This is a genomic window from Enterococcus sp. MSG3299 (assembly GCF_050555765.1).
Classification (GTDB): Bacteria; Bacillota; Bacilli; order Lactobacillales; family Enterococcaceae; genus Enterococcus; species Enterococcus faecalis.
This window is the reverse complement of the sequence record NZ_CP187870.1, coordinates 1-19,615: the sequence shown is the minus strand read 5'-3', so window position 1 is coordinate 19,615 and position 19,615 is coordinate 1. Positions and strand designations below refer to the sequence as shown.

General features: G+C 35.6%; 14 protein-coding genes and 2 pseudogenes. 1 reads left to right on the top strand and 15 read right to left on the bottom strand.

All coding sequences use genetic code 11. From position 1 onward, the window contains the following. Positions 1-561: 561 nt before the first annotated feature. The 12 genes and pseudogenes from IGL23_RS13705 to IGL23_RS13650 all read right to left on the bottom strand — a co-directional run bounded on the left by IGL23_RS13705 (position 562) and on the right by IGL23_RS13650 (position 14,334). Positions 562-1,713 carry a CHAP domain-containing protein gene (locus IGL23_RS13705; protein WP_174131253.1) on the bottom strand — a complete coding sequence of 384 codons (1,152 nt, stop codon included), beginning with the start codon at positions 1,711-1,713 and terminating at the stop codon, positions 562-564. Positions 1,714-1,738: 25 nt separating this feature from the next. Continuing rightward, complete coding sequence (locus IGL23_RS13700; protein WP_010711027.1) at positions 1,739-2,599, bottom strand: LPXTG cell wall anchor domain-containing protein; 861 nt, start codon at positions 2,597-2,599, stop codon at positions 1,739-1,741. A 19-nt stretch (positions 2,600-2,618) separates the two neighbouring features. Next, entirely contained in the window at positions 2,619-3,497 is an 879-nt protein-coding gene (locus IGL23_RS13695; RefSeq protein ID WP_002365963.1) for a hypothetical protein, read from the bottom strand. Between the two features lie 10 nt (positions 3,498-3,507). Continuing rightward, positions 3,508-3,768, bottom strand: a complete 261-nt coding sequence (locus IGL23_RS13690; protein WP_002370667.1) for a hypothetical protein — start codon at positions 3,766-3,768, stop codon at positions 3,508-3,510. Positions 3,769-3,836: 68 nt separating this feature from the next. Next, positions 3,837-4,223, bottom strand: a pseudogene (locus IGL23_RS13685) (hypothetical protein). Between the two features lie 21 nt (positions 4,224-4,244). Next, positions 4,245-4,598, bottom strand: a complete 354-nt coding sequence (gene prgU, locus IGL23_RS13680) for a pheromone response system RNA-binding regulator PrgU (RefSeq protein WP_002379922.1) — start codon at positions 4,596-4,598, stop codon at positions 4,245-4,247. 61 nt (positions 4,599-4,659) lie between these two features. Then, positions 4,660-8,538 (bottom strand): LPXTG-anchored aggregation substance, encoded by a 3,879-nt coding sequence (locus IGL23_RS13675; RefSeq protein WP_289875141.1) that lies wholly within the window; start codon positions 8,536-8,538, stop codon positions 4,660-4,662. A 151-nt stretch (positions 8,539-8,689) separates the two neighbouring features. After that, positions 8,690-9,160, bottom strand: a pseudogene (locus tag IGL23_RS13670) (KxYKxGKxW signal peptide domain-containing protein); the annotation flags it as partial. 315 nt (positions 9,161-9,475) lie between these two features. After that, a complete protein-coding gene (locus tag IGL23_RS13665) occupies positions 9,476-9,799 on the bottom strand; it encodes a DUF5406 family protein (protein ID WP_002383600.1) in 324 nt (107 codons plus the stop codon). Between the two features lie 596 nt (positions 9,800-10,395). Next, positions 10,396-13,068: a surface exclusion protein SEA1/PrgA gene (gene sea1 / locus IGL23_RS13660; RefSeq protein ID WP_159162386.1), complete on the bottom strand. Its 2,673-nt coding sequence runs from the start codon at positions 13,066-13,068 to the stop codon at positions 10,396-10,398. Between the two features lie 10 nt (positions 13,069-13,078). Next, positions 13,079-13,348, bottom strand: a complete 270-nt coding sequence (locus IGL23_RS13655; RefSeq protein ID WP_169063028.1) for a hypothetical protein — start codon at positions 13,346-13,348, stop codon at positions 13,079-13,081. Positions 13,349-13,953: 605 nt separating this feature from the next. Continuing rightward, positions 13,954-14,334: a hypothetical protein gene (locus IGL23_RS13650; protein ID WP_002402026.1), complete on the bottom strand. Its 381-nt coding sequence runs from the start codon at positions 14,332-14,334 to the stop codon at positions 13,954-13,956. A gap of 811 nt (positions 14,335-15,145) precedes the next feature. Here IGL23_RS13650 and IGL23_RS13645 point away from each other — a divergent pair. Beyond that, positions 15,146-16,129 carry a hypothetical protein gene (locus IGL23_RS13645; protein WP_002383596.1) on the top strand — a complete coding sequence of 328 codons (984 nt, stop codon included), beginning with the start codon at positions 15,146-15,148 and terminating at the stop codon, positions 16,127-16,129. A gap of 2 nt (positions 16,130-16,131) precedes the next feature. On the opposite strand, the gene IGL23_RS13640 is transcribed toward IGL23_RS13645, so the two are convergent. From IGL23_RS13640 to IGL23_RS13630, 3 genes are all read right to left on the bottom strand, one after another. After that, positions 16,132-17,760 (bottom strand): peptide ABC transporter substrate-binding protein, encoded by a 1,629-nt coding sequence (locus IGL23_RS13640; RefSeq protein ID WP_002387530.1) that lies wholly within the window; start codon positions 17,758-17,760, stop codon positions 16,132-16,134. A 42-nt stretch (positions 17,761-17,802) separates the two neighbouring features. After that, positions 17,803-18,471: a CPBP family intramembrane glutamic endopeptidase gene (locus IGL23_RS13635; protein WP_002383592.1), complete on the bottom strand. Its 669-nt coding sequence runs from the start codon at positions 18,469-18,471 to the stop codon at positions 17,803-17,805. Between the two features lie 130 nt (positions 18,472-18,601). Further along, positions 18,602-19,615 carry a replication initiator protein A gene (locus tag IGL23_RS13630; protein ID WP_002387529.1) on the bottom strand — a complete coding sequence of 338 codons (1,014 nt, stop codon included), beginning with the start codon at positions 19,613-19,615 and terminating at the stop codon, positions 18,602-18,604.

Sequence of the window (19,615 nt, the reverse complement as noted above, 5' to 3'; positions counted from 1 at the left end):
AGGTTATGATTTCCCTTCCTACGCTTCCCAAGTTGTGCGACCTCCACGCTTCTAGCTTTCAACGTTCCCTTATTTTTATCTTATATCTGAACTTAGGTGCTAGCTATACTCCATCAACTCTGGGTTGTGCCTGTAACACAACAAGGAATTTCATATCGTAGATTCTTACTCTTCCTCAAGTTGATACAACTTTTATTGTTATACGCATTTCTACGTACTGGCGTTCGGAGCGTACATTCACTGGTTCGTCAGACCTTTTCAGTCATTCTCACCCTATTCAGTTTTTTCCGACCCCCGACCTATCAGATACATACCTTACCGCTAAGGCACTTTCGTTTACCTTCTCTATTTCACGTAGAGATTTCCGTACGGTATCTTTCAGCCGACTTTACCGAGCTTCACACCTTTATCTTTTGCACGAGATAAACGCATGTCGGAGATTAGGGGAATCGTTTCAGGGCGTTACCCCATCATTCCAATTCTCAAAATAAGAGTTCTCCATTCTCTATAACTTGATTTATTGCTAAATCTATTATTCGAGAACGTGCTTAATCTTTTCAATTAAGAACGTTTCGCACCTACAACTGCCACATGCCCATAGGGCGGTGCAGAACCTCCTATGCCACCTTGCATACTAGCTGCCCAACCAACACTTGGTTTTCCTTTTATTACTGTGTACCCTTTCGCACGAGCAGAATTAGCCCAACCTGCGCCATTTCCGCCATCACCTGAAAACCATTCAATTGGTTTGCCAATTTGCGCCATACGATTATAGGCGTACCACGTACATTGTCCAAAAGGATAGTTATTTCCAGCGTAATCATTCGAATCGATAGGCGGAAGTGTTAACTTTCCTTTATAAGCACTTGGTACTTCTAATGATGGGGCAGTATTTTGTCCTGTAACTTGATCGGATGTATCTGAAGTAACAACGCAATCAGAATTTTTACCAGATTTTTCGTTTGTGATTGGCGATTTTCCGGGAATATTTGGGACAAGTTCGCTCTTTTTAAACGGTGCATTACCATATTTCTGTATTGCTTCTTGGTCCAACCATTGAAACTGTTTGCCTAAGCTGTTGTATGTGGCCTGTAACTTCATGAGGTAAGCAGGGTCTGTAGCCCATCCTCCTGAATAAATAGCTGATAAAGTACTTAATCCGTCAGTATTATTGATAGCGCCTGTATACAGTGTCTGGTGTGCCATAAATTCTGCTTTTCCAACAATTCCAGCATTGTAGTCTTTAAACCAGGTATATGCCCCACCAGTGCCATCACCGACGTTTGACCCTGGCTTTGTACCAGAAATATCAACAGAATCTTGGCCGAATGTTGCTAAAGTTACAGGAAAATCTTCTTTTTTTGACGTTTTAACACCGCCCATATTGTGTGCCTGCCAAAATGACGTCCCCGATGGATTAGTAAAATTAAACCCATTTTCTACCATCGTTTGAGAAATACTAGCAGACGGTAAAAAGCCACCTGCTTTCCATGATAAAAGGTAAGCATCTTTATGGCTTTTTACAAACTGCTCGATCGATTTAGGTGTATCTGTCGCATCAGTTGGATTATTTATACTTGGCTGAATACAATCATTTTTTGAAGTATCTGACGTACTCGTTAATAATAAAAGAAAAAAAAGTAAGCCTCCAAAGACTAAAAATATAGGCAAGAAAAAAGAGAGAAGCCCAAAGACAATTCTTTTCTTATTCATGGTACGCTCCTATCTATACGCTAGCTTATACTTTAGCTTTGCGTTTTTTAAAGATGACAAACCCAGATACTACAGACAAGATACCGCCTGCGGCAGATAAAAAGATATTCATTTCTTCACCTGTGTATGGTAAAACCTTCATTTTACCGTCCTTACCTTTTACTTCTACATTTCCGCTAGGCAATACTTTGTAACTTGATTGAATAGGTTTTAACCCTTCTGCTGTTTGTGTAAGTGGAACACCTTTTTCTACAGCTACAATGTTTTCTCCGTCTGTAGTTGTAATAGGTGTTGTTACACTAGGCACGTGCGTGATTTCTGCCAAATTACTTGTTTCAATAGGGACTGTTGGCTGTTGTGTACCATTTCCAGCGTGATTTAATTCCCCTGTTGGCGTTACAACAACGTCGATTGGCTTGCTTGGTTCTGCTGGTTGTACTGGTTTTTCAGGTTCTGTTGGTTTAGTTGGTGTCACAGGTTTTTCGGGTTCTGCTGGTTTGCTTGGTGTAACTGGTTTTTCAGGTTCTACTGGTTTACTTGGCTCCGTTGGTTGTTCTGGTTCACTTGGCTCTGTAGGAGTTGTAGGTTCTGTTGGTGTTGTCGGTTCCGTTGGCTCTACTGGTTTTTCAGGTTCTGTTGGTGTTGTCGGCTCTGTCGGTTCTGTTGGCTCCGTTGGTGTAATAGGTGGCTCTACAGGGTCTACAGGTGGCTCAATTGGCGGTGTTGGATCTGTTGGCTTTTCTGGTGTACTTGGTTCTGTTGGTACTTCAATGGGCGGTGTCGTAGTATCATCAGGGATAATTTCTTGTGCAAAAGCAGAAATTTCACTTCCCCCAAATAGTAGTGTGGCACTAAATAAACTAGCAAAAAGAATTTTTTTCATCATTATTTCCTCCATTTTAATTTTAATTTGTAAGTTCAAAATCTTCTTCTGTCGGTCGTTCCATTACGACCAATTGTTCTTTTGTTTCTTCAGCTGTAAACGTAATTTTCTTTGTCGATTGCTCGTCTTTTTCATTGATTAATACAACAATGAACGCTATCGTCCATTGTTTGTCTTTCTTCTTTACTTCCCAGGGAAACATACTTCTCGCTCGGCTTTTCTCCGATAAAAAATCAGATAAGGTTTCTTTTTTTACAAACTTTTTTAAAACTGCTTGTCTGGTTTTGGCATCTGTTTTTCCTGAATAGTAATTAGTTAGAAAGAATCGAGTAAATGTTTCTACTTTATTTTGCTCATTGACTTGTTCTGTTAAGGTATTGAGTTCTTTTTTCACCTCTAATTCTTTTTCTTGATAAGGTGTAGAATTGGTTTTCCCTAATAAAAAACCACTCATAAGTAGAATCAATCCAATAAGTGTGATAAGACTAACGGACAAAAAAACTTTTTTCTTCACTGGTTTTGTATCAATAGTTGCCTTCTTTTCTGTACTTTTTTTGTTACTTTTAGCTCGTTGCTTCTTTGGCAACGATTGATTAACTAACTGTAAGAAGTTTTTTACTTCTATTGGATCAAGCGTTGGATCATTTGTGACTGGTTCAAGTAATACGTCTAACATATCCTTTTGTTTGACCGGTAATAAAAGTTCCGCTTCTAAAATAGGTAGTTCTTGTTCTTTTCCTGTATATAAAAAATAGGCTATCGTGCCTCCTTGTTTTGTGGCCAAAACTTCTTGATTGGCTTGTTCAAGTAACAAAAGACCTTGAACGAGCGAAAATCGTTGATGGACAGGTAGAGCTATTTTTTCTGCTTGTGTTGCTTCTAAATCAAAAGAGATATACATAAACTCACCCTTACATAGGTTCTAAAATTTCAGTGAATACCACTTTTAACGGGGTGTTCTTGGAAAATTTAATTCGATATTCTGTATCTTCCAAGGATAAAATGTAATTTTCACTGTCTTCTTGATAATAGGTGTACTCATTTCCTTTAACATTGAAATGGTTCTGTATTGCTTTGTGCTGTTTCATTTCAATCAATTTAGGTAACGTGGCTAGCTGATAACCTCCAACTATTCCTATCCCTAAAATAAAAAGTCCTGATAAAATAATCATTTTTTCCCTCCTATATTTTTGTGTTAGGCATCATTTTTTTTATTATTGCTTCCTTTCAATAACCCATTTTAAAAGAAATCCCAATCGTCTAAGTGTCGTTGGTCTTCTGGCATATTTGCTAATTCTTTCCAATAAGCATCTTCTAAAACGTCTAACATGAATCGTTTTATTTCTTGTTGTTTTTCCTCTAGTTCTCATACATTACGTATGTCATTCGTATTTAAAGACCGCTTGTTTATTTGCACGTTGATTATTTCTTTTAATTGGAAATATACTCGTTCTAACTCTTTTAGTGTTTGTTTCTTGAAAGACGTATCATAAAAACAGCGTTTTAGTGTGATTTTTTGTGTTTCTTTGTCTAACCAAACATCCACAAATTCCAACGAATTTAGCCTATTTAATAGACTGTAGGCAGAAAATCCAAGCAAACAACTTAGAACAAAAGATACATACATTGGCTTTTCTTTCTCCTTTACTTATGCTTTTAACGTTTCGCCGAAAATCTCTTCAAATACTCCTCTGTTAATAGGTGTTTTGATAAAAAAGACAGGCACATTGATTCTGCCTAAATTTGGTTTCACATAGATACTTTTTTCTGGATATACTTCTAATGCCAAAGATTTTCCATTTTTAATAATATTCAACGTGGTGATCTCTTGAATGTTTTCTTCGGTAATTTGTTTGTTGTACCACATTTCCATTGCACGTGTATTTTTCAATCGAACTTTAACTAACTTACCTGTGTTTCCTCTCCACTGTAAGGTCAAATCTTTTTCTTGGATGGCAATTTCTTTCATCCCCTTTGCCTCTCTTTCTACTACTGCTTCCAATTTTTCCCCTCCATAGCTAAAAAAAGAAGGACAAGCAATTCGTCCTTCTTTTCGTCTTCAATTATTTTGTTTCTTTTCTACGTTTAAAGCCTAAGCCTGCTAAGCCAAGCATTGCGGCTAAACTACCAGCTACCGTTAATAAGACATTTTGTTTTTCGCCTGTTTGCGGCAATTCTGGCACCACACTTGCCTTTTCTACCACTAATGGCTCTACTGGTGCTTGCGGTGTTTTTGGTGTTGGTGGTACAATCACTGTTTTTTCTGGTGGCGTTTGTGGTTTTTCTGGCGTATGCGTCACTACCGTATTAGTTTTAATCTTCTCATTGTTGAAAGATTCTTCGATTGTGTTGTAAACGTCTCCTGCCGCAATTCGTTCTACACCAATGAACGCTTTCCATGAGTGTGCAACGTTTTTGTTTTCTTTTAGATTCATCGCATCTAAAAAGGCTTGACTGGCTGTGATTTTCACTACCCCTTGTTCAAAGGTCATCGTGAATAGTTTCGAAATGTCGTCCCCTTTATTCACTTTGGTTCCGTCTGCTAAGACAAACGTAGAATTGGCAAACACAGACCATTGGCCACTAAATTTGTCATGTTTGACGTCTAGTTTATCGCTAATCGACCATTCTTCCACAATACCAGCGTATTCTGCAGGAATGTCACTACTTGTAAATTCATAGAAGAATTTCTCCCCTAATTTGATTGTGGCACCATTTTGACTTTGTTTATCACCGACTTTAATAACCACGTCTTTTTTAGGGTTCACTTTTGGAATATGGTTGACAACGGTATTGGTTTTAATTCGTTGACCAAATGTATTTTGTTCCGCTGAATTATACACATCACCAGAAACATTGGCTTTAACTTTTGTTGGTAAAGTTACACGTAATTCTTGCCCACCATGCGCCAAAATAAAGGCTTGTGGGTCTTTGGCAGAAATCGTCACCGTGCCTTTGGCATCATCCCAAGAGATCGTGAACTGGTTCGTAATGTCTTCCCCTTTAGAATCTTTGACACGAAGTAAGTCTTTGATTGGTGTCACCTTCGTTTCATCGTAATCATCGAAGAAAGAAACGCCTGTCGCAAGATCGACTGTATCAAAGGCAAAGTCCTTATCGTACCCTTTTAAGTCCCAAGTCATTTCATAAGAAAGAACATCACCACGAGCCACTTTTCCATGATTAATGTCTTCCCCTTTTTTGTTATGAACGGCTTTAGTTGGTTTTGGATCATCAGGCGTATGCGTCACCACCGTATTAGAACGAACAAACTCTTTGTTGTAGTTTTCTGTTTGCGTATTTTCTACGTCACCTGTTTTGATCCGTTCGACTTCCAGATACACAGACCAAGCTTGTTTGCCTACTTTATTGCTTCCTTCATTTAACGCTGCCAATAATGCTTGATTCATTGTAAACGTCAAGTCTTTATTGTCTTTGTTTTCTAAAAGAATGTAGGCAGAAATATCTGTTCCTGCTTTTAACGTTTTATCCCCTACTTTAAGGTCATAATTCGTAATAGCGTGCCATTTCCCTGTGAAACGATCATGGGTCGTGTCCAAGACATCATTCATACCCCATTCTTCGGTAATTCCACCATAGTTAGCTGGACGTTCGGAAGATTTCACTTCATAATAAATTTTTGTCTGTAACGGAATATCTTTGTCATGTAGAGAAACACTGCCAACTGTACCGTTTTTATCTGCTTTTACATCTTTGGAAGGATTACTACCCGGCACATGGTTAATCACTGTATTTGTTACCGTTTCACCATCGTTTGTTAATTGAACAGCTGTATTTTCAAAATCACCTTCTACATTTTTCACTACAAACGGTAAGACAAGTAAATATTTATACCCCATTGCTAAAACAACAGAGCCGTCTGCGTTGGTTTGCATCATTGCTGTAACGGTGTTTTGGTCTAAATGAAGGTCATAAGAAGCGGTCACGTCTTTAGCTTTTCCTGAATTAATTGCTGCAGCAACAGCTTTTAAGTCTTTTTCGTTTAGACTTGCGTCTGCTTGATAAACTTTCACTTTGGATAAATCAATCGTCACTTTTTCTGCATCAAAGGTATCTCGAATCCCTTGTTTGGTTACTGTTTTTGGATCTACTTTGGCAAGTTCTGTCGTATCCCCTGTCACAATGTATTGTAAAGAGTCGCCACGTTTCACATTTAAATCATTGATATTTTTCTGACCATCAGTGACTTCTTTATTCGGAACAAGAACAGGAACGACATTGGCTTTGTATCGATTGAATTCAATTGTTGCTTTTTCTGGCTGCTTAAAACGTCCTTTTTCTTGATAAGGCGTAATTGATTTTGCATTTAAGTTGGTACTAAAAGCAAACCATTGCGCACTAGATACAGGCACATTGCTTTTTCCTTTTGTTGTCATACCAAAAGAAAAGGAAATACGCCCATTGGCTAGACCTACACCTGAACCAAAGTACGCATTCTTGTGCCCTACAGCATCCCAATCACTATTTTTTAGTTTTGAAGGTCCTGTGCCATAGTCAATATCTTCTGGTGAGTAAAATTTTCCATCCGCTTGTTTTTTCACATACGAACCATTAATGTATTTGAACGCATTGTTCGCCCCAAAATCAGACACAAATTCCGCATGGCCGCCTTTATTCGTTAAACTTGAATTTAAAGAAGACAGCGCATACGCAAATGGACTAGCTTTATCTGGTAGTACTTCTTTCCCTGATGCATCAAAGAACTTAATCGTTAAGCGTGTTTTTATCTCCTTACCGTTAGCTCTGCTTGTGCCAATAAAAGCTGTGATAATCGGATCATTTGAAAACACCGCATTCAACGTTCCGCTTTTACTCGAGGAGGACTGAAGTTCATAAACAAATTCCGCTTTTGTAATTTTACGTCCTAAATAACTAGCATTTAGGCCTGTGTAGGTCACTGTCACGGGTTTATTTTTTTCTAAAAGAACCGCATACCCACCATTAGACCCAAGATTTACTTCTTTTATAAAGGAATTCTTGAAGTTACCAGTAGCTTTTCCGGCCATATCTTTCCGTAATTTTGTAAAGATATCTTTTGAATCCCCTGCATTCACTTTATTAAAATCAGCTGCTTTGATAAATTTTCCACCTGTAATCGACGAAATTTTCGTGTCTTTCGTCACAACCGATTGATCAAACACTAGGTTTTTACTAACAGGTTCTTTCACATACCCGTTTTCATTTTTATGTTTGTTATATTCAGCGACTTCTTTCTCGTAGCGCTCTTTTTCCGCTTTGTTTTTTGCCGCAATTTCTGCATTTTCTTTGGCAATTTTTTCATTTTTGGCTTTTAATTCAGCTGCTTGTTGGGCAATCTTTTTCGCTTGTTCTTTTTGTAGTTGGTCTACTTCTTTTTCTTTTGCAGCTAAATCTTTAGAAGAAACGTTGCCTAAGTCTTCTGCTGGCTTTTCAACGATAGTAATGTTTGGATCTTTTTGAGCTTCCGCTACTACTTGATCCAATTCAGGTGTGGTAAATTCTTTTGGGATTGTTGTTGCTTGATTGCCACTAGCTGTTGGATTCGCTATTTCTGTTGGCTTACCAATGGGTTCTGCAGGTTGCGCTTCTCCTATGGTTTTATCCGAAACTGTGGTATTATTTTCTACAACTGGAGTATTTTCAGTTGTTACTTCCGAAGACACTACTTCTTCTACTTTGGTCGGTTGAGAAGTAGTGTCTTTTTGTACTGCTGCTTCTTCAGATACTGCCGTCTTAGGTGTTGTACTACCTGCCTGCGGATCAGGATTATCGGGTTGAACCGATGTTGTTTCTAGTTTCGTATCTAATTCCGCGGCTTGCACATCATCAGTAGCTAATCCTACAACTCCTAACACACCTAGAAAAAGGATAGGGGCAGTTACCCAGCGTTTCTTAGCTTTGTACGTTTTAAAACGTTTTTTTACTTCTGTCTGTTGATTCATGTATTATTCTCCTCATAAAATATATTTTTTAACACGTTTCTTTTTTTCTTATAAATAACGATTTATTCCACATGGTGCACGTACACAAGCCATTCTTTTTCCTCCTTTCCTTTTGACAAATATTTTTCTTTATGATATAAAATAAGTAAGATGTTTCAAATTCTTTAGGAATGGTCGTTGATTTATTAGCGTCATTTTCAGCTGGTGCAACTTCAGTTGGCTGCCCTAGAGGTTTATTAGTTGTTTCAGGACTGACTACGGGTTGTTCTACTTCTGGTTGTTGCACGTTTGTGGTATCATTTGGGGTAGCTGAACTCTGTTCAGCTCCATTTTTTTCAGACGCTACTTCTTCTACTTTGGTCGGTTGAGAAGTAGTGTCTTTTTGTACTGTTGCTTCTTCAGACACTGCTGTCTTAGGTGTTGTACTACCTACCTGCAGATCGGGATTATCAGGTTGCACCGTCGTTATTTCTGGTTGCGTATCTAATTCTGCGGCTTGTACATTATCAGTAGCTAATCCTACAACTCCTAACACACCTATAAAAAGAATAGGAGCAGTTACCCAGCGTTTCTTAGCTTTATATGTTTTAAAACGTTTCTTTACTTCTGTTTGTTGCTTCATGTATCATTCTCCTCGTAAACTATATTTTTTAATTCCTATTATTCTTTTCTTTACAAACAACGATTTCTCCGACATGGCGCACGTACACAAGTCATACTTTTTCCTCCTCTCTTTTTTATAGATGTATTACTTTATTTCATTCCACATTCTCCTATTCATTGGTATTTTTTCTTGATAAGTAACCCTTTTCATGGTATAAATAATTTATTCCCAGATTAATAGTAATTTTATGTCTGTGGCTACCTAGTTATCATTGCTGGGTAGCCTCTCTATATATAAAAGAGGAGCGAGAAAATACTCGCTCCTCTATTTTTCCTACTTAAAATCGATAATCTCAATACCTAAAATATAATCTTTCAAACATTTCCACTCATCTTCAATAAACAGTTCATCTTCATTATTTTTTAAAGTCATTGCGAACCATTCTTCGCCATCATCACCTGCACCAAGCAATCTAAAATTGATTGGGTTTTCTTTAAATTTTTTGTCGTATAAATCGTCTACCTCTAATTCTAGTATGTCTAACCCTTTACAGTTACCACCCTTTACAAAGGTAACATATCCTTTGTAGTCCCATCGTTGGAAACTCACCTTGATTGTATGCAAGCCCCATCGGATATTTGGATCATAATTTTTCATTGTTATTCCTCCTATTATTCTTTTTCTCTCGTAGCAAAGCTACTTACTGGCGTGGTAGGAGTCGAACCTACCTCTTATCTTCCTTCATGTCCGTTGCATCCCAGATGCTACACGCCAACCTAAAAGGAGCGACCTCTCAGTTTCCTGTTTTTTTGAGATTGCCATTCTTTTTGCGGTAGGCTTATGAATGGTATAAGAGCTGTTGCTTGCCACACTACCGCTCAATCTCTATACGGTTTTCGCTAACCGGCAGTCGGGATCATTTACCGTAAACCCTACTTGCTGTCAAGGATTCGCACCTTGCATAATCAAATAAAACAATAAGGGGATTCTACTGCTTTATTTTAAGCGACTTCTATTCCGCCACAGCAATGTCATTTCTCCAATAAAAAAAGAACCAAAAATATCTTCGATTCTCTTGAATAGATATTGCTTAATTAAACAATACGGGTAGGATAGAATATAAATTTGTTCTAGTGCTTCGTGAGAACAAAATATGGAAACAAGGTTTATCTTCTTTGCCAATGTTTTCTCCTTTCATGTCATGTATTTAAAATAAAAAGGAGCGAAAATTTCGCTCCTCACCTATTATACTTTTAACTATTTTTCCGTCTTTTGTTCTTGAAACTGATCGCACCTACTGCCATGAATAATCCAAAAATAGTCAACCAGATACTTTGTTGTTCTCCTGTATGTGGTAAGGATTCTTGGGCTTTTGCTACTTGTTTCGTCTTACGAGGTTCTGAATGTGTTAGTGTTTGTGCTTTTGGCTGTTCTTTTTGTTTAGAAAAAGATAACTGTTGGAGACCAGGTGTTTTATCTGCTGAAGTAGCACTTGCTACTAACATTTGTTGTTGCTTTGCTTCTCGTTCAAGACGTTGTTGCTCTTTTGCTACTTGATCTTGCAACGCTTCTTGTCGGCGCTGTTCGGCTTGTTGTGCCTCTAAGTCTCTTAATATGCCTTGGTACTGCTGTAGCTCTAACTTCGCATTAGAAAGGTCTTCTTGTGCTTGTGTATAAGCAAGTGTAGCAACGGCTTGTTGTTCTTTGAGTTCCTCCAATGATTTCAGAGAATTTTCATAGGCTTCTTGTGCTTGGACCACTGCCGCTTCTGCTTTGTTTAACTCGTTTAATGCTTTTTCGTATGTTGGTTGAGCATTTTCTAAACGAGACAATGAACGTGTACTTGTTTTAAGCGCAACTTGTTTTTGATTTAAATTTTCTTTTGCTAAATTCAATACTTCCTTCAAACTATCCAATGTGTTTTCTTCTGCTTTTTGGGCTTCTTGTTTTTCTTTCAGCACTTTAGCAGACGTTTGTTCTATCGCTTGTGCTTCCGCAACGTTTGTTTTCGCTTTTTCTAAAACAGCAGCTCGATTCTGAATTAACTCATTGATTGTTGCCAATTGATCTTTTGTTTGTTGCAGGCTTTTTTCTGCCGTTGCAGTTTGTCGTACTTTTTCTTCATAGTTTGTCGTACTCTTAATCGCAACTGCTTGAAGATTAGCCAGTGTCGCTTTATGAACAGATAGTTCTTTTTCTGCTGTTGCTTGTGTTGTTTTGGCTGTATTTAAGGCTTGCTGACTTGCACTTCTTGCTTGTTGTGCGTCTGATTCTGCTTGTTGTGCGGTAGCTAATTTTTCTTGATTGGTCGCTACTTCTTTTTGAAGGGTTTCTTTACTCTTAAAGACTGGTGCAGTGCCTTCTTCATAGGTATTTGCTTCAACTAATTTTGATTGATTATAGCTAATGATATGGATTTTTGCTGAGATATCATTTAAATCTCCTGAAATAGAAACTGCCATGTTTGTTTCATTTGCATCTAATAAAGAATCTAAATGGGAATAGCCAGAATGTCCATCGTTCATCAACATGCTTACAAGTGCATTTCGAGCAGCTTTTTCAAAGTCATACATAGAAACTTTACCTTCTTGTGTCGTAAATCGTCCCATACTTAGGTTTTCATAAAAGTTTTGTCCTGGAAATTCTTTAAAACCATTTTCTTTTGCTGCACGATTGATCGCATTTACGTCATGATCAAATTCTTTGGGATTATCATATTTTGCTACATCCCAAGCAAATTTCATAGCTTGGTTAGAAATCTTCAACTTTTGTAACCCAAGCTTTTCGCGAACATCATTGATAAGTCCTACAACGTAATCGCTCATTTGTTGCTTTTGTTTTTCGGTAGGATTTTTGACATTGATCATTTCCGTTACTTTTGCCGCATCTGCTTGATTTTCAGGAAAAACTTTATTTAATGCTAATGCTTCTTTTTCCATTGCTTGCTTTTCTTGTTCAGTTAATTTTTTGTAATAATCAGGTGTGAAGTTAGCAGGTAAGTTAAGTCCTTTATGCCCCTTTAACTCTTCTTTTGAGCTATCTAAAGTATTCTGCGCTTGCTTTGTTGCTGCTTGCTTGTCTTTCAACGCATTCTCTTTCGCAGTTAAGTCTGCCTGTTTCGCAGCTGTATCTGCTTTTGCGTCTGCTACTTTCTCTTGACTAGTTGTCACAACAGTTTGTTGGTCTGCGACTGCTTGATCGTCCTTCGTTTTTTGATCTTTAGCTTTGGCTTCTTCTTTCTGTTTGTTAGCTAGTTCAGCTTCTTTTGCTGCTTGTTCTTTTTCTGCCTTTGCTTTTTCCGCTTCCGCATTTTTCGCTAATTCTTCAAGCTTGGCTTGTTCTTGTTTCGCAGCTGTTACTGCTTGTTGATCTTTATCATTTTGTACTTTAGCAGCATTCGTTTCTTTTGCTTTTTCATCGACAACAGCTTGTTGTTGGTTAACGTCTGTTTGAGCTTGATCCACTACTTTTTGTTGTTCGTCAACAGCCTGTGTATCCGTAGCCACTTGCTCTTTAGCTTTTTCAATGGCTGAAGGCGTTGCTTCATCCACGACTTTTTTAGCTTCGTCTACAACTGCTTGTTGGTCAGTCACTGCTTGTTGACTTTGATCCAATGCGTCTTTGTTTTGATCGACCACTGCTTGTTGGTCTTTAACAGATTGATCAATGGCGTCTTTTTCTTTTTTCGCAGTGTCAGCGACTTGTTGTTTTTGATCGACAATTGCCTGTTTCTCTGTTACTTGTTGCTGTTTTTCAGTAATGGCTTGCTCCGTTGTTTCTGTAGCTTTCACTGCTGGTTGTTCTGTAGAACTGTTTTCAGGTGTTTTTGGTTGCGCTTGTTCTGCTGCCTGTACTTCATTTCCCCCAATACCTGCTACCCCTGTTGCGACTAAAATACTTAACCCTGCACTTGCGAACTTTTTCATTTTGATTTCCTCATTTCTTATTATTTTTATTGTAAATGGGATACCCATTGTCTTTACGCCATTGTTGTAATGCCGTAGTTGTTATATTGAATTCTTCCGCTATTTCTTTTAAATTTAAACCCATTCTTTCATAAGCTTCGAATCTTTCCTTGCTAATATGAGAAGAAAATTGTCTAGCGCTTGCTGTTTCTATCTTTTTTGCAAGTTCTTGTATTCGTTTAAAACGCTCGGTATCTTCATTCCTATACCAGTCTGCGTCTTCATTCATCAATGCCAACATTTCTTTACGCCAGATATTTTGCATTTTTTTGTCATATTTTCTCACCTCAAGAACATAGTAACAAAGCCTTCATTATTAAAAAAATACTATCCTTGGAACCCTTAGAAAAACACTCCTATGTCTTCATGTTCACTTTCCTCCTATTGGTTTTATGGTAAATATCCTCGTTTTACTTGATCCTTTTGTTTGCTAGCTTTTTAGCAATTTTTCTACAGATTTTACTGATCGCAGGGTTTGTAGCGGTAGCAACCCCAAACTCTAAAAAAGTATCTGGCTCCCTTTAAAACAAAAGATCGTCGCACGAAATCTTTTTAGTTACTGTGTCACACCCATAATCACGTACCGCCTTTATTCTGACCGTACTTTAGGTAGTTTATACTTACCTAGACCTTTAAAGACACGCTGATTGACTAGATAAGTCCTGTAGTATTCTTTTTTTAAGGATCTCCCAAATTCTGCAAAAAAGTTGACGTGTAGCCAGTTTGCACCTTCGTGTCCGTGTGCTTTTCTGCATCCTTTTTCGATAGCTAACCTAGCTATTGGTAAATTGCGCATGTTAGTTAAAACTAACAAACAAAAAGACCAAGTATGAAAAAACAAATTCACTACTTATAGCTTCTCATTTTCTCACACCATTCCCTAAATTCATTTTCTTCAAAAACCTTATAGTTGAATGGTGCATTAAGTAACACCTTTTGTCGTTTAACCATTTTTTGGAACGCTCTACATTCAAGTTTTAACGGAAGTTCCGAACAGCCACGATAACCGACTACTTTTCCATCAAAATAAATCAGTTTTACTTGTCGAAAGAAACGTTCCATGTCTTGCTTCGTTTCAAAACTCACAGGATTGATCAACAGATTTCTTCCTGAAAAATCATATACAATGCGTTCTGTTGTGCCGTTGTACAATTTAAATCTTTGTCGATTAAACAAGGTCAATTGACACGTAATACGTTGCAAATCTGTTGCTTTCAGTTCAATCATTGATTCACCTACTTTCTGAACCAAGTAGAAAAAGAGCCATGCAACACGTTGTTTGCACAGCTCTTACGAGTAGTTCCAGTACAAACAATGCGTGAAAGCATTGAATTATTCCACAAGCGAGTCATTTTTAAAAAATGAGAATGCTTGCTACTTGGTTTTTTTATTTTTTCAACAAGTTAACAGACAACAAAAAAGCGGGGAACATATACATGAACTGTATACATTCCCCGCTGTTCCAACATTTATACAACTAACTAAAACAATTCATTGTAAAAAACTTTACCTAGGCCAATAAAGGAGTTTAAAAAAGCCTAGAATTTTACATTAAAAATTGTTATACTATACGTTGTAACTAATGTTGCAACAAACGAGAACCGAGTATAGTTCATGGGTATAGCATGAATTGTTTAACTACCTAGGATTGCCGTCCGATGGTAGTCGGTTCTTATTTTGTTGTTTATCTGTTAGTGTGCTGAAATATCTTCTACACATCAAATATAGAAAACTGTGGTATAATACACTTGTCTTAATTAAGCTAAAGCACTTTTGGATTAGACTTCAAGAGTGCTTTTTTAACCTACAATAGTAAAAATTAAAATCAACGAACTAATTATTACATACATTTTTCGGCTATGCTTAATCATGTATTCACCCCGCTAAGTTCTATAAACATACTATAACAGAAAAAAGAATTACATTCAAGTTTATGTGCAATATTTTTCTCATTATTTGATATTTTTTTTTTAAAATACGATAAAAATCATATTTCTTTTATTTTTGTGCAAGATAATGCGCAAAAGGAGGCTTTAAAGTGTATCTAAATGAACTTATGAAACTATGTAGAAAAGAATTCGGTGAAAATCAAGAAGAGTTTTATAAAGATATTTTTTCTAGAAGATCAGCCAGTAGCTTTGAAATTCATAATCAGCATGCTCTACAAATCAAAGATATAGCACTATTATCTGATAGAAGCGGTTTATCTTTTCATGAATTAATCAATTACTGCAAAGAGGATTTTGCTTCTGACTTTGACAAAGATTTAGACTATTTTCGTACTACACTTGATAATTACGCAAAAACCCAAGATATTGAGCTTAAAAAAAATTTAGAAGAACTTTATAGTAAAGTTGTCTCACTTCATTTCACTTCTCTAAAATACATGAATCTATACTTCATGATGAAATTAATTTTATCTGATAAAATAGACAAAATTAGTAAGATTGATTATCCAGACTTGTTAGACGTAAAAAAAATATTTCAAAATTTTAGTAAATTCACTTTATTCCATTACAAAATCCTTGCTAATATTAGTTCAGAATTTTCTTTTTCGGAGCTAAAATCTTTGTACGACGAGCTTTTTCCAATATCAGAAAACAGTACTAGTGAACTGAAAGAAATTGCTGCATTATGTTTGAATAATATTTTAGCAGGAAGTTTTCTAGAAAAAAGATATGAAGATATTCTTCCCATTTTAAATATTTACAATGAACTGCTCACTCATTTTCCTAGCTATAAATACAAAATAAACTATATACACAATAAAAATTTGTATTTATACGTTACTACTAAAAATCTAAAATATTTAAATAAAGTCGTCTCATACATTGATTTACTTGAAGATATTGAGGGAGTAGAGATTGCTGAACAAGTGAGAACTTCTTTAGAACATCTGTTGTCACAAGAGGGAGACGAAAAAGGTAAAAACTTCATTGGTATTGTCAATGAACATGGACATATACAAACTTATGAAAAGTCCAATTATAAAAAGTTTTTTCAAGAAAAAAGGAGCGACTAATGTCACTCCTTTTTCATTTCTCTATAGTCATATCTACTACCTACACTGTGCAAGTTTATATCTTTTAGATTTGGATTAATCAATTTACTAGAACCTGTTTGGATAATTGGGACAATCGCTGCATCATCAATTAACAATTCTTCTGCTTCTTTCAAACTCTTCAGCCGCTTATCAGAAGTATCTTTTAGAAGAATATCAAATTCATTACTCTCATAACCCCCATAATTCATAGGGCTATTTGTCTTGAAATTAGCTAGAAAACTCAATGGATCTGCATATCCCGCTTGCCAACCAATAAGACTAATAGAAAAATCACCCTTAGACAACTTTTCAATATGTGCATTTGCTGGTACTGGCGTAACTGTTACAGTCACCCCTTTTAAAGATTCTTGTAATTGATTTTGTAAAAATTCTCCAGCTTTTTTTTCGAATTCTCCGTCTCCAACCAAAATATCTAGTTTTAAATTGTTAGGTGTAGTTAATTCTTTTTGTGCATTTTCCCAATACTTATTGGCTTTTTCTTTATCATAACCAACTAAATCCTGGTCTGCAAAATCTTTCTTTGTTTTTGGATCATACACTAATTTTTTAGGAACTAACCCAACTGATGCTATGGAGCCATTATCTAGTAATTTTTCTACTAATGAGGCTCTGTCTATAGCATAACTAATTGATTTACGTAAATTTTTGTTCTTTAAAATGGAATCCTTTGGTTTTTTATTGAGTTCTAAATACATACTTGTTGCTAATAAAGAAGAGCTATAATCCTTATCGCTTTTATATTGTTTAGCATACTCTCCACCCAAAGGAGCTTCGTCCAATTGACCATCTTTATATAAATTAACACCTGTATTTATCTCTTTAATTACTTGAAAATGAATAGTATTCATTGAGACATTTTTATTGTCCCAATAATTAGTATTTTTTTCTATTACCCAACTATCTGAAGTGCCTAAACCTTCCAAGTTAGTTAAATTAAACGCTCCATTTGTACTAATAGTGTCCTTAGAAGTACCATAATCTTTCTTATGTTTATCAGCAAATTTGTGATTAACAGGTAAAAACGCTGGCAATGCTAATAAATTAGTAAAGTAAGGAGTTGGTTCTTTCAACGCTATTTGCAAAGTATGATTATTCACTGCTTTTACACCTAAAGACTCTTTAGCTTTGCTACCTTTACTTATTTCTTCAGCATTTTCTATAGGAGCAAATAATCCGACATTTTGAGAAGCAGTGTTAGAATCAACTACTCTTTGCCATGCAAAAACAAAATCTTCGGCAGTTACAGGCGTTTTATCTGTCCAAGTTGCATCTTTTCTCAATGATATAGTATATGTTTTACCGTCTTTGGATATGTCTGGAAGCTTTTCTGCTAATGCAGGTTCTGCTTGATTTTTTTTATCCAAACGATATAAGCCTTCCATCACATTTGCTAAAAGTGTAATACTTGTTTGATCAACAGCAGTTGCTGGATCTAAACTTTGTATAGGTGTTGCTGCTGTTAAATTGGCAGTTTGTTCTACAGCACTGCTTTTTTTATTTTCTTGAAGATTATCTTTATTGCTACATCCGATTAGAATAAACATTAATGCAGAAAAGCCTAAAAACAAAATTTTTTCAGTCTTTTTCATCAAATAACCCCATTCTTTTTGATTAAATAATCTATACCAAAATTAAATTAAACCAAAAGCAATAACAATAGCTGGAATTAAGTTATTAAAGAAATGAATCAAAATACTTACTTCAAGACGACTAGTTTTAAAATATGCGATTGATAAAACTAATCCAATTAGTGCATACATGAAAAAACTAATAATATCAGTTGGTCCATGTACTAAACCGAATGAAATAGAACTTAGTGCAATTCCTAAAATTGGCCAATCTTTTAAAAAATAACCAATAATTCCAGCTCTAAACACAATCTCTTCCATGATGGGTGCAGAAATCCCTAATATCAAAATAATTAGTAATGGATTCTCACCTGTAAACAAATTATTAATTGCCGCATCATTAGCAGTAGAATCAATTCCTTGATTATTTAACAGAATCGTTCCTAAAATTGCCACTAATCTTGCAATTACAACACCAATTACAATAATTAAAATATTCTTTTTATTGAGAAATTTAGAATCAAAGTTAAGTAATTCTAGTTTATTAGCTAAAACAAGTAGCAATCCAATATTCATAATAAATATCACTATTAGAATTAGCGTTGATAGTAAAGGCATTGTACCTTGCCCTACTTGTAAAGAACTTTGCTTTAAAGTCCCATACGTAAACATACCTATTTGACTCAACAAAAATAACCCAATTACAATAAAAAAACGTTTAATGTATTCCATTATTACCTCCTTGTGTAAATAAAATTATAAATAATTAGCTTATTTATACAGTGATAATACCATAAATATTATATACAGCAATAATTTCTATATATTTATATCAAAATTAATGGTCACAAAAAAACATATTTTATTGATACTCAATCCAGTTATGTGTAGTTATTTCTGGGGTGTTGTCCGTACTATTTTTATTTAAATGACTTTTTTTCTCTATTGTACATTCAACAAATAAATTGTAAAACGACTTGTAGAATAGGCCTTTTGGACTTTTTACAGTAGAATCTGTCTTGATTTTATGCATCACACGACGCAAACATTTGTCTATTTCTTCTTGATAATCTTCACCAATTAGAACGATATTGTATTCTTTTTCTACTTTAGTTTTAGCACGAATAATTGTTCCAACCATTTCATGTGCTTCTTGAATAGTATCAGAAAAGGCAGCAATAAATTTTAAGCTATTTTTGCTAAGAAATGTATGCTCTTGAACTTCTGAAAATTGATCGAGCAATAATTGTTGTTGCAATCGTTCTTTTTCAGTATCTATTGTATCTATTGTATCTAAAGAATTAGTTAGATATAGATTGGGTTGGTTTTTCCCACTTTCGAACAAAGTACTGGTATTATTGGATTCTTCTGGACGTTGGTTTTTCCCACTTTCGAAAGAAATGCCGATTTTATCATGTTTATCCGAAGGTTGGTTTTTCCCACTTTCGGGAAACTCATTTGTATAGCTAGCATTACTGATGGCGTAAACATCTGTTGCTGAAACTTCCAGCTTACCTAAATACAATCTGTTTGGATAGTTTTTGAATTCACCAGTAGAGAGTTTTTTCGGAGGAATACGTTTTTCATAAAGTAAATTTTTGTCTTTTAATTCTTTTTTTATTTTTGCAATTTTATTTTCTTTACACCCTAAAATATCCATCAGTTCATTTCGTGTAAAGATAAAATATATATGCCCATCTTGATCAATCCAATTATTTTGTATTGAATATTCACATCGGTCTTGCAACATTGCGTAAGCTATTTTACTATCATTAGACATAGTCTTATAAAATTCTGATGTAAAAAGTACTTTAGGTAATTGGTAATACAAATTTCTATAGGTTTCATTAGCTGAAATAAATTGAAAATCGTTCAT

Excerpts from the sequence above, each read along its gene's own strand:
- IGL23_RS13640 (WP_002387530.1), bottom strand. The coding sequence starts at position 17,760 with ATGAAAAAGACTGAAAAAATTTTGTTTTTAGGCTTTTCTGCATTAATG.
- IGL23_RS13705 (WP_174131253.1), bottom strand. The coding sequence starts at position 1,713 with ATGAATAAGAAAAGAATTGTCTTTGGGCTTCTCTCTTTTTTCTTGCCT.
- IGL23_RS13695 (WP_002365963.1), bottom strand. The coding sequence starts at position 3,497 with ATGTATATCTCTTTTGATTTAGAAGCAACACAAGCAGAAAAAATAGCT.
- IGL23_RS13630 (WP_002387529.1), bottom strand. The coding sequence starts at position 19,615 with ATGAACGATTTTCAATTTATTTCAGCTAATGAAACCTATAGAAATTTG.
- IGL23_RS13665 (WP_002383600.1), bottom strand. The coding sequence starts at position 9,799 with ATGAAAAATTATGATCCAAATATCCGATGGGGCTTGCATACAATCAAG.
- IGL23_RS13675 (WP_289875141.1), bottom strand. The coding sequence starts at position 8,538 with ATGAATCAACAGACAGAAGTAAAAAAACGTTTTAAAACGTACAAAGCT.
- IGL23_RS13690 (WP_002370667.1), bottom strand. The coding sequence starts at position 3,768 with ATGATTATTTTATCAGGACTTTTTATTTTAGGGATAGGAATAGTTGGA.
- IGL23_RS13635 (WP_002383592.1), bottom strand. The coding sequence starts at position 18,471 with ATGGAATACATTAAACGTTTTTTTATTGTAATTGGGTTATTTTTGTTG.
- sea1 (WP_159162386.1), bottom strand. The coding sequence starts at position 13,068 with ATGAAAAAGTTCGCAAGTGCAGGGTTAAGTATTTTAGTCGCAACAGGG.
- IGL23_RS13650 (WP_002402026.1), bottom strand. The coding sequence starts at position 14,334 with ATGATTGAACTGAAAGCAACAGATTTGCAACGTATTACGTGTCAATTG.
- IGL23_RS13700 (WP_010711027.1), bottom strand. The coding sequence starts at position 2,599 with ATGATGAAAAAAATTCTTTTTGCTAGTTTATTTAGTGCCACACTACTA.
- IGL23_RS13655 (WP_169063028.1), bottom strand. The coding sequence starts at position 13,348 with ATGTTGGCATTGATGAATGAAGACGCAGACTGGTATAGGAATGAAGAT.